General features: G+C 46.0%; 7 protein-coding genes. All 7 read left to right on the forward strand.

The window, feature by feature from the left end; genetic code table 11:
• Positions 1–154 precede the first annotated feature (154 nt).
• The 7 genes from P3L47_RS05685 to P3L47_RS05715 all read left to right on the forward strand — a co-directional run bounded on the left by P3L47_RS05685 (position 155) and on the right by P3L47_RS05715 (position 10,988).
• On the forward strand, positions 155–1,480 hold the full coding sequence (locus P3L47_RS05685; protein WP_277782979.1) for a glycoside hydrolase family 16 protein: 1,326 nt from the start codon (positions 155–157) through the stop codon (positions 1,478–1,480).
• 37 nt (positions 1,481–1,517) lie between these two features.
• Entirely contained in the window at positions 1,518–2,972 is a 1,455-nt protein-coding gene (locus P3L47_RS05690; protein ID WP_277782980.1) for a sulfatase family protein, read from the forward strand.
• Between the two features lie 10 nt (positions 2,973–2,982).
• Positions 2,983–4,368: an alpha-L-fucosidase gene (locus tag P3L47_RS05695; RefSeq protein ID WP_277782981.1), complete on the forward strand. Its 1,386-nt coding sequence runs from the start codon at positions 2,983–2,985 to the stop codon at positions 4,366–4,368.
• A 6-nt stretch (positions 4,369–4,374) separates the two neighbouring features.
• Entirely contained in the window at positions 4,375–6,450 is a 2,076-nt protein-coding gene (locus P3L47_RS05700) for a Sip1-related alpha-galactosidase (protein ID WP_277782982.1), read from the forward strand.
• 18 nt (positions 6,451–6,468) lie between these two features.
• Positions 6,469–8,010 carry a sulfatase gene (locus P3L47_RS05705; protein ID WP_122362084.1) on the forward strand — a complete coding sequence of 514 codons (1,542 nt, stop codon included), beginning with the start codon at positions 6,469–6,471 and terminating at the stop codon, positions 8,008–8,010.
• Between the two features lie 17 nt (positions 8,011–8,027).
• Entirely contained in the window at positions 8,028–9,725 is a 1,698-nt protein-coding gene (locus P3L47_RS05710) for a sulfatase family protein (protein WP_277782983.1), read from the forward strand.
• Between the two features lie 339 nt (positions 9,726–10,064).
• Complete coding sequence (locus P3L47_RS05715) at positions 10,065–10,988, forward strand: Rpn family recombination-promoting nuclease/putative transposase (protein WP_277782984.1); 924 nt, start codon at positions 10,065–10,067, stop codon at positions 10,986–10,988.
• Positions 10,989–11,166: the final 178 nt, after the last annotated feature.

An 11,166-nucleotide genomic window follows, 5' to 3' on the forward strand; every position in this document is an offset into this window, starting at 1 on the left:
ACTGAAAAATATTTGCTGAATAATTAATTTTGAGAGGGTGTGTCAAACCAAACGAACAACTTATTGGCACACCCTTCAAAATATCATACATTTGTCACGATCATCGTAAAACTACCGTTAGGACTATTGTTTCTAACACCTAAAATATAATATCATGAAGCAATTAATCATCACATTGATTTGTCTGTTGATGCAAGCCGTTAACATACATGCAACATCTGAAGACATAACGTGGAAATGGGATTATTCAGATGCAAAAGATACTTTTATAGATCTAACAGATAAGTACTCTACAGGATTTGTAGAAACCAATACTCCTAACTATTACGGAGGGATGCTGATAGTCGAACTTCCTGAGGGATTATATTTTAGACAGACAGGTGTACCTATTTTCCTGTTTACCGGCAATATTGATGAAATTACTTTTAACGTGAACCTCAGCGATCGCGTAGCCACGCTTTCATTAAAAACCCCTTTGACACAAACCGTTCCGAAGCAAGCTATCCATATTCAACTGAACCCGAAAGCAATCAAAGGTAAAATAAAAAAAGGAATGAATACGACGTATAGTCTTGACTTCCATCCATCCAAAGTTCCTACAACATTTACATCGCCAATCACAGGCAGAAGCTATTCCTTGGTCTTTAACGATGAATTTAATGATGGGACGATCGATTCCTTAAAATGGGATACAAGAAGCAACAGAAGTCCTTTCACCCGCAGAGGAATGTATGAAGGCAAACCTTACTATGTATTATGCCATGATGACTGGACGAAAGAATTAGATGGAGAACTCCGTCTCGAAGTTTCAAAATATCCGACACAAAAAAATGTAATAATGACGGGAGGAATCTTATCACTCGGCAGGTTCATGACACGTTATGGATATTATGAAACAAAAGCTTCATTCAGAGATTGTACAGGTGAAGGCTATTGGCCTGCCTTCTGGATACATTTCGACGAAGCCGATCAGTATGGGGAAGGAACAGAAATAGATGTTTTCGAATACATACCTAAAGATAAACAAATCTTTCATACTCTTCATTGGTATGAAAAACAGGCAGCAGTCAAAGAACAGCAACCGGAAATACAGCATGCCGCTTTAAACTATGATATAAGTAAACAATTTAACGAGCACCGCTCGTCCACCGAATATTTTACATTGGAAGATGCCCAAAGTAAAGAACATACATTTGCAGTAGAATGGACACCCGAAGAACTGATTTTTTATACAGACGGCAAAGTAACCCGACGTGTAAACAAAAAAGACGATCCCAAACAAGTACCGAGTGCCTATCAAATGGTTTATTTCTCTTGCTCTGCCGGAGAATGGGGAGGCAATGTGATGGAAAATCAGAAACCTGCCTATGTCTATTTTGATTATTGCAGATGTTATCAGGAAAGCGACCAGGATGCAATTTATACCGTCAACGGCAATGCGACAAAAATCCCAGCCAGTCAGCGTACCGGAAAACTCTAAATTCAATTAAAGTATATCACTTTCAAGATTAAATAATATGAAACATTTACCCGAACACATACTTTTACTTACTTCCTGCCTGTTTTGCAACCAGTTGCAGGCAAAGGAAAAGGCTGATACACCCAATCTCGTCTTCATCATAGCCGACCAATGGCGCGGCCAGGCAATCGGTTATCTGGGTGTAGAACCCGTACAGACTCCCAATCTGGATAAGTTAGCTGCCGAAGGCGTACATTTTACGGATGCGATCAGCAGCTATCCTGTATCTTCGCCCGCCCGTGGAATGCTGATGACAGGCAGGTATCCGATCGGCAGCAAGGTTACGGGTAACTGTAATTCGGATAATACACCTTATCATGTCGAACTGCCCACCTCGGCTCGTTGCTGGTCAGACGTCCTGAAAGATCAGGGATATGAATTGGGATACATCGGCAAATGGCATCTGGATGCCCCTTACCAACCTTACATCGAAACAAATAACAACAAAGGAAAAATAGCCTGGAACGAATGGTGTCCCAAGGACCGTCGTCACGGCTTCAGCCATTGGATCGCCTACGGCACCTACGATTATCATCTGAAGCCTATGTACTGGGATACGGATGCCGGCCGTGAGGAATTCTATTTCGTAGACCAATGGGGACCGGAATATGAAACCGACCGGGCCATCGACTATATCGCCAATCAAGATAATAAACTCCGCGACGGGGATAAACCCTTCGCCCTGGTCGTATCCATGAACCCGCCTCACACCGGTTACGACCTGGTTCCCGACAAATACAAAGAAGTATATCGGAATGTAGATGTCGAATCACTATGCAACTCCCCCATCATCGCACCGAAAGGAACGGAATACGGTGATTTCTACCGGCAAAGCGTATTGGATTATTATGCCTGCATGACCGGCGTCGACGACCAGGTCGGCCGCATTATCCGCGCACTGAAAGAGCGTGGGCTCTTCGACAATACCATCATGGTATTCACCTCCGATCATGGCGACAGCATGGGGATGCACGATCATATCGGAAAGAATATTTACTACGAGGAAGCCATGCGCGTCCCGATGATACTTACCTGGCCGGAGAAGATCGCACCGCGCCAAGATTCGACACTGATGATCGGTTTTGCCGATCTCTATCCTTCGCTATTGTCGTTAATGGGCTTCAGGGAAGAGATACCTGCCGAAGTGGAGACATTCGACCTGTCTGCTTCCATCCTTTCTCCCGACAACGTCCAGGAGGTAATACAGCCTTATTATCAAGTCTCCTCTGAAAATTTAACGACTGGCTACAGAGGTTTCCGGACAAAAAAATATACATTTGCAGTACACGCTACAAATGGCCAGACTGACGAGTGGATACTGTTCGACCGCGAGCAAGACCCGTACCAACTAAACAATATTGCATCCGATCAGCCGGAATTGATTAAACAGTTTGCCAACCGGTTAAAAGACTGGTTGAAGAAGACAAACGATCCTTTTATAAATAGCTTATAAACATAAACACATGAAAGCACGTTTTTATCTGGTACTCTTATTGATAGCAAGTTTTCTCCCGGCAATAGGACAACAAACGGAGATACCTCGCCCGGCACCTCACCAGTTGAAGTGGCACGAATCGGAAATAGGTGTCGTCTTCCATTATGACCTCCATGTCTTCGACGGCATTAAATACGGTCAGGGTAATAACCGCGTCCAGCCGATAGAGGATTATAATATCTTCAATCCGACCCAACTGAATACCGATCAATGGGTACAGGCCGCCAAAGCGGCGGGAGCCAAGTTCGCCGTACTGACGGCAACACACGAGACAGGCTTTGCCATTTACCAGAGCGATGTCAATCCGTATTGTCTGAAAGCGTTGAAATGGCGCGATGGCAAAGGGGATATCATCCGCGACTTCGTCAATTCATGTAGAAAATACGATATAATGCCCGGCATCTATGTCGGCATCCGATGGAATTCACTTTTTGGCGTTCATAATTTCAAGGTACAGGGGGAAGGAGAGTTTGCCGCCAACCGTCAACAATGGTATAAACATTTCTGCGAGCGCATGGTGGAAGAACTATGCAGCCGCTACGGTGATTTGTTTATGATCTGGTTTGACGGTGGCGCAGACGATCCGAAAGGCGACGGGCCGGATGTATTGCCCATCGTCACCAAGTACCAGCCTGAATGCCTTTTCTATCATAATGTAGACCGGGCGGATTTCCGTTGGGGCGGTTCCGAGTCGGGTACGGTCGGTTATCCCTGCTGGTCCTCTTTCCCCTACCCTTACTCACACAGTAACAACACGGAAGGAAGCCGCAACCATAACGATCTATTGAAACATGGTGACCAGGACGGTGCATACTGGGTCCCGGCTATGGCAGACACTCCGCTGCGTGGCATGAACGGGCGGCATGAATGGTTCTGGGAGCCGGACGACGAGAATACCGTCTATCCGGTAGACAGCCTGATGAACATGTATTATAAGTCAGTCGGAAGGAATGCCACATTGATCGTCGGACTGACTCCCGATACTACAGGACTGCTCCCTGCCGGCGATGTGCAACGGCTGAAAGAATGGGGTGACGAGATCAACCGCCGCTTCTCCTCTCCTATAGCCTCTGCATCGGGACAAAAGAAAAGCCTGACACTGAAACTGGATAAACCACAAGCAGTCAACCATTGTATTATTCAGGAGAATATTGCTAATGGCGAACGTATCCGCCGGTATAAAGTAGAAGCCAAAGTAAACGGTAAATGGCAAACCGTATGCGAGGGCGAGTCGGTCGGACATAAACGTATCGAGCAATTCCCGGCAGTCGAAGCATCAGCTCTACGCCTGACGGTCTCTCAATCGGTGGCACAACCGGATATACGCAACTTCAGTGTCTATAACGTTAAATAGAAGTCTATGAAAAACAACAAAGCATATCTACTTTCCATATTACTTGGAAGTGCAATCATCAGTACCAGTATGAAAGGACAAACTTCTTTTACTTACGAAAAAGGAAAGATGTTCAACGATATAACTGCCGTACAGATGGATAAAGCAGTAAATATAGAAGAACTGCAATCCCCCGTATTCTACGAAAAGAACATACCGGCAAAACAACAAACCATTGCCTACCGAGTAACGATCCCGGCATATAAACAAGGTATCTTCTTCAGCCGTGACTCCCGTCCGGGCGATTATCAATGGCCAAATAACACCAACCGGTTGTTACCGTGGGTGTTCAACCGATTGGAAGACCTGACAAAAGATGATTATCCTGGTATTCCTTCCAACGGGGCACCTTCCGTATCAGGCGATGCATTACTACTGAAATTATCCGACGGACAATTCCTGTATGCCAAAGCGGTAGCCGCCGAAAACAGTATCAGCTGGTTTCAGGTAAATAAAGACGGTTCACTCACCGTCTATCTTTCTACTTTGGGAACAGACTGTCTGCCATCAAAAGCACCTGTTTTACTGGTCGAAAAAGGTCCGACGACTTATGAAGCCATCCGGAAAGCTTACGCCGCATTAATAGATAATAAAAAGGTATCTGCACTCCGGAAAAGAACAGACAAAGACTATTTCGAGGCCTTTAAATATCTGGGATGGTGCTCATGGGAACACTACCATTATGATATAGACGAAACCAAAATGCTGAACGACCTCGATGGCATCGAAGCGTCCGGTCTTCCCATCCGTTACGTATTGATAGACGACGGTCATTTAGCTAATAAAGATCGTCAACTTACCAGTTTTATTCCGGATAAGGAGAGATTTCCTAACGGATGGAAGAATATCATGGCACGGAAAAAAGACAACAAGGTAAAATGGATAGGACTATGGTATAATTTCTGCGGTTATTGGTTAGGCATATCTCCGGAAAATAACTTTCCGGAAAAGGTAAAACAATCACTCTATCTTTACAACGGCAGTATGCTTCCGGGGACAAGTAAAAAGAATATAGATACATTCTACCAATATTATGTCGGGACATTGAAAGACTATGGCTTCGACTTCCTTAAAATAGATAACCAGTCGTTCCTGCTGCCCCTTTACATGGGAAATACGGAAGTTATACGACAGGCCAAAGCGTGTAACCTGGCATTGGAAGAGCAGACACACAACCAACAAGTCGGCCTGATGAACTGTATGGCACAGAATATTTTGAACATCGACCATACATTATATAGTGGTGTAACCCGTGTCAGCATCGATTACAAGAAATATGACGAGAACATGGCGAAATCGCATCTGTTCCAGTCTTATACCAATACGTTATTGCAAGGGCAGACCGTATGGCCCGACCATGATATGTTCCATTCTTGCGATACCGTCTGCGGAAGTCTGATGGCCCGGTCGAAAGCCCTGTCCGGCGGTCCGGTTTATCTGTCGGACTCTCCTGCTGATTTTATCAAAGAAAACATATTGCCGCTAATCGATGAGGAAGGAAAGCTGTTCCGTCCCGAGGCTCCTGCCATCCCGACACCCGAATCGGTTATCACAAACCCGCTGCAAGACGGCAAAGCTTACCGGGTATTTGCCCCTACCGGTGATGAAGCCGTATCGCTGATATGCTATAACCTGAACACTTCTCCCCAGTATCATAACGTGCAAGCTATGATCAGTAAAGCCGATTATCTGCTGCGTGAGACGATGACAGAGAAAGCAAGCCCCAATGATCAACGGATCATCCTTTATGATTGGGCTAAACAGGCTGCCACCGAACTGACTACGGATAAACAAATCATATTGGAAGGTTTCACCGACCAACTGTACCATCTCTGCCCTGTTGCCAACGGTTGGGCGGTCATCGGTGTACAGGAAAAATTCCTTTCGCCGTCGACAGTCCGCATCCTTACCCGTAATGACAAACAACTCACCCTGGATGTTCTCTGTCCGGGTACCGTCAAAGTATGGGTAGAATCAGGAAATAAACGGGAACTGCGGAGTATCCCGGTGTCTGCTCCGGGAAAAATAACAATCAACAAATAACATTCAAAAAATACGAATATGAACAAGAGACTATTCTTTTCCCTGGCTGCAATACCCTTACTGGGAACGACAGGACAAGCCGAAGCAGCAAAGCCGCAGGACCGGCCGAATATTATTCTCTTTTTGGTAGATGATATGGGCTGGCAGGATACTTCCCTCCCCTTCTGGAAGGAAAAAACCCATTACAACGAAGTATATGAAACGCCCAATATGGAACGTCTCGCCCGCCAGGGAATGATGTTCACCCAGGCGTATGCTTCCAGTATCAGTTCGCCGAGCCGTTGCAGCCTCTACACCGGTATGAATGCCGGCCGTCACCGGGTAACGAACTGGACCTATCCGAAGAATGCCTCCACCGACCGTAAAAGCGATGTACTGGAATTACCGGACTGGAATGTGAACGGTATCTGCGAAGTTCCCGGCATCGAACATACCTATCAGGTCACTTCTATGGCCCAAATACTGAAAGATAACGGATATCATACTATCCACTGCGGGAAGGCACATTGGGGGGCTCTCGATACACCGGGAGAGAACCCGTATCATTTCGGCTTTGAGGTGAATATTGCAGGACATGCCGGCGGCGGACTGGCAAGCTATCTGGGAGAAGCCAATTTCGGTAACCGGACAGACGGCAAACCGAATCCCTGGTTCGCCGTTCCGGGACTGGATGAGTATTGGGGAAAAGATATTTTCATCACGGAAGCCTTAACCCGGAAAGCCATGAAAGCATTGGATAAGGCACAGCAATACGACCAGCCGTTCTTCTTGTATATGTCGCATTACGCCATCCACGTCCCGATCGACAAGGATATGCGTTTCTATCAGAAGTATATCGACAAGGGACTGGGAGAGAAAGAGGCCGCTTATGCCGCCCTGATCGAGGGAATGGACAAGAGCCTGGGAGATATCATGGATTACCTGGAGAAGAATAACCTGGCAGATAATACCATCATTCTTTTCATGTCTGATAACGGCGGACTTGCTGCCGAACCGGAATGGCGTGACGGTGTTCCCCATACTCAGAACTCCCCGCTAAACAGCGGTAAAGGTTCTGCCTATGAAGGCGGTGTCCGCGAACCGATGATCGTCAGCTGGCCGGGAAAAGTACAGCCGCAAACCAAGACTGACAAATACCTTATCATCGAAGACTTCTTTCCTACCATCCTTGAAATGGCAGGCATAAAGAAATACAAAACGATCCAGCCTGTCGACGGTGTCAGCTTCATGCCGTTACTGACCAACACCGGCGATCCTTCGAAAGGCCGCAGTCTCTACTGGAACTTCCCGAACCTTTGGGGAAACACCGGTCCGGGTATCGGAGCGACCTGCACGATCCGCCAGGGGGACTGGAAACTGATCTATTATTATGAAACCGGAAAAAAGGAATTGTTCAACATCCCCGACGATATAGGAGAAAAGAACGATCTGTCCGCCACTCATCCCAAGCTGGTAAAGAAGCTATCCAAAGACCTGGGCAAGCAATTACGTAAAATGGATGCCCAACGTCCTTCATTCAAAGCAACAGGTAAACCCTGCCCCTGGCCGGACGAGATATAAATAATAAAGTTTAAGCCATGAAAAGACGTACCTTTTTAGCATCAATAGGTTTTGGCTGTGCCGTCCCTTCTTCCTTTCTGAATGCAGAGGCCTTGAATAATGCTATTTCCAACAGGGATCTGCATTATATCGATCCTCATCTCGAAAAGATTTATGAAAAAGAGTTCGGAGGAAAAACGGTACTGGAAAAGAACAGCCTGACCGATCGTAATATTCTATTGATTACGAGTGATCAGCATCACTATATGTGTATGGGATATAATAACCCTCAGATAAAGACACCCAATCTGGACAGGTTAGCTAAAATGGGTATCATCTTCGACAGGGCTTATTGTAACAACCCGACCAGTACACCGACCCGTGCCAGTATTATTACAGGTAAATATGCCAGTCAGCACGGTGCCTGGTCACTGGGAACCAAGCTTCCTGAAAATGAGCTTACCGTCGGCGATTGTTTCCAAAAGGCCGGATACCGTACAGCCCTGATCGGCAAAGCCCATTTCCAACCGTTGAAAGGAAGTGAAGAATATCCTTCCTGCGAAGCATACCCAATATTACAGGAATTCGACTTCTGGCGTAAGTTCAACGGTCCTTTCTATGGATTCGAGCACGTAGAACTTACCCGTAATCATACCGACGAACCGCATGTAGGACAACATTACGGTATCTGGCTGGAAGACAACGGCTGTACGAACTGGCGTGACTGGTTCCGTAAACCGACAGGGACCAGCGACCCTCAATACCATGTCTGGAACATTCCCGAAAAGTACCATTACGACACCTGGATCGCAGAACGTACCAATAAGATGCTGGAAGGGTATAAAGAAAAAAATGAAAAGTTCTTCCTCTGGGCGAGCTTCTTCGACCCACATCCCAGCTATCTGGTACCTGAGCCATGGGCTTCCATGTACAAACCGGAAGATATGGATGTGCCAGAATTTACACCCGGAGAATTCGATGATAAACCGGTTCATTTTAAATTGACGCAAACACGCAATCCTGATTTCTCTTATCTGAAAGAAGAGGGTGAAGACAGACCGTCATGGGTTCACGGAGCTCATTCGCAGCTCTCTACAAAAGAGTCGAGAGCCCGGAATATGGCCACTTATTATGGCATGATCTCCATGATGGACCATTACATAGGCAAGATACTGGATAAACTGGATGAATTGGATTTGACAAAGAATACAGTTATCGTTTTCACCTCCGACCATGGTCATTTCTACGGTCAGCACGGACTGATAGCGAAAGCGATCCATCATTATGAAGACCTGCTCCGCGTCCCCTGTATCGTAGCCGTCCCGGGAGGGGAAAAGGCAGGCGGGCGTTCATCGGCGATGTTATCGACAGTCGATCTGGCACAGACATTCCTAAGTCTCGCGGGTATCACTCAACCGCTAACGATGACAGGTATAGATCAGAGTGAAGTATGGTGCGGTAAAAAAGAAAAGGCCAGGACACACGTTCTTGTTGAAAACCATTTCCAACCGACCAAATTTTATGCTAAAAGCTATATAGATGAGCAATATAAGCTCACAATTTATATGAATCAAACGTATGGCGAGTTGTTCGATCTGATTAACGACCCTAAAGAGTTGAAAAACCTGTGGGATGTCCCGGAAGCAAAAGAACTGAAATCAAATCTGTTATTAAAAATGCTCCATGCCGAACTGGAAAAGGAGCCTTTGTTCATGCCTCGTATCGCTCCGGCATAATGCTTGCTACCGCAAGCTCTACACAAAGTTTTTAGAAAAGTATCTGTCATCTGTCATTTGCTGATGTAACACGTAGTCATTCAGTGGATAAGGGCATGGCAGATACTTTTTTCAGTTGACAGATGACAGATGGGCTTCACGTTCGAAGATAGGAAATATTGAACCCCGCCCCTACGGTCGAACCTGCCTGTTCCATTGTGACGGCGCCTGTAAGGGCGGTTCGCGAACCGCCCCTACCAACGACACTACATTCATATCTGATAAATATTGAACAAACTATGCCTATTCATCTATTAATTATGTATATTTGTAGAGTGACTAACATAAAAACACTTAATTATGAAAGAATTAGATCAGAAAGACATGGCAGAGAATGAAAGACAAGAGTTGCAGGACCGGTATATCCGTTTCGACTGGGCAATCAAGCGCTTGTTGCGCCAGAAGGCCAACTTCGGTGTGCTCAACGGTTTCCTGACCGTGATGTTGCGTGAGGAGGTTAATATTCTCGAAATCCTTGAAAGTGAAAGCAACCAGGAAAGTGCCGATGATAAATTCAACCGTGTCGACATCAAGGCCAGGAACAGCAAAGGCGAAATTATCATCGTCGAAATCCAAAACACCCGTGAGGTGCATTATCTCGAACGCATCCTCTACGGAGTGGCCAAAGCCATCACCGAGCATATCTCGCTGGGCGAAGGCTATCAGAATGTAAAGAAAGTCTACTCCATCAGTATCCTTTATTTTGATCTGGGTGTGGGAACAGACTATATCTATCATGGTCAGAACCATTTCACCGGCGTACATACCGGCGACCGTCTGCGTATTAACACACGTGATCGCGATGCAGTCATTACTCGTCTGCCTGCGGAGATCTTTCCGGAGTACATTCTGATCCGCGTAAACGAGTTCGACAAAGTGGCTACCACGCCGTTGGACGAATGGATCACTTATTTGAAAGACGGTACGATCCGTCCCGACACGACGGCGCCCGGTCTTCGTGAAGCCCGCGAGAAACTGAAATACTACTCCATGTCTTCGAGTGAGCGCCATGCGTATGACGAGCACCTGAATGCGATTATGATCCAGAACGACGTACTCGATACTGCCAAATGGGAAGGCCGTCTTGAAGGACTTGCCGAAGGAAAAGCGGAAGGAGAAGCAAAATTACGCCAAACTGCAATCAATATGAAACGTATAGGAATGCCGACAGCCGACATTGCAACCTGCACAGGGTTGTCGGCGGAAGAGATAGAGAAGTTATAGAAATAATTGAACTATTCTGTGTCTATCTAACAGATAACCCTTCACCTGTCACGGCTTGTATCTATCTGTATATCTGATTTTTCCGGTGACACGTCTTTGTAAAGGCTAAAAATCACAAATTAAAGTAGGGTCTTTTGAAATGTTAAGACAAGACTTTTGAAATCAAAAGAAGGGACTT

Origin of the sequence: Parabacteroides chongii, assembly GCF_029581355.1 — a bacterium.
GTDB lineage: Bacteria > Bacteroidota > Bacteroidia > Bacteroidales > Tannerellaceae > Parabacteroides > Parabacteroides chongii.

Coding starts and splice junctions, on each gene's coding strand:
- P3L47_RS05695 (WP_277782981.1), top strand. CDS start 2,983: ATGAAAGCACGTTTTTATCTGGTACTCTTATTGATAGCAAGTTTTCTC.
- P3L47_RS05700 (WP_277782982.1), top strand. CDS start 4,375: ATGAAAAACAACAAAGCATATCTACTTTCCATATTACTTGGAAGTGCA.
- P3L47_RS05710 (WP_277782983.1), top strand. CDS start 8,028: ATGAAAAGACGTACCTTTTTAGCATCAATAGGTTTTGGCTGTGCCGTC.
- P3L47_RS05685 (WP_277782979.1), top strand. CDS start 155: ATGAAGCAATTAATCATCACATTGATTTGTCTGTTGATGCAAGCCGTT.
- P3L47_RS05690 (WP_277782980.1), top strand. CDS start 1,518: ATGAAACATTTACCCGAACACATACTTTTACTTACTTCCTGCCTGTTT.
- P3L47_RS05705 (WP_122362084.1), top strand. CDS start 6,469: ATGAACAAGAGACTATTCTTTTCCCTGGCTGCAATACCCTTACTGGGA.
- P3L47_RS05715 (WP_277782984.1), top strand. CDS start 10,065: ATGAAAGAATTAGATCAGAAAGACATGGCAGAGAATGAAAGACAAGAG.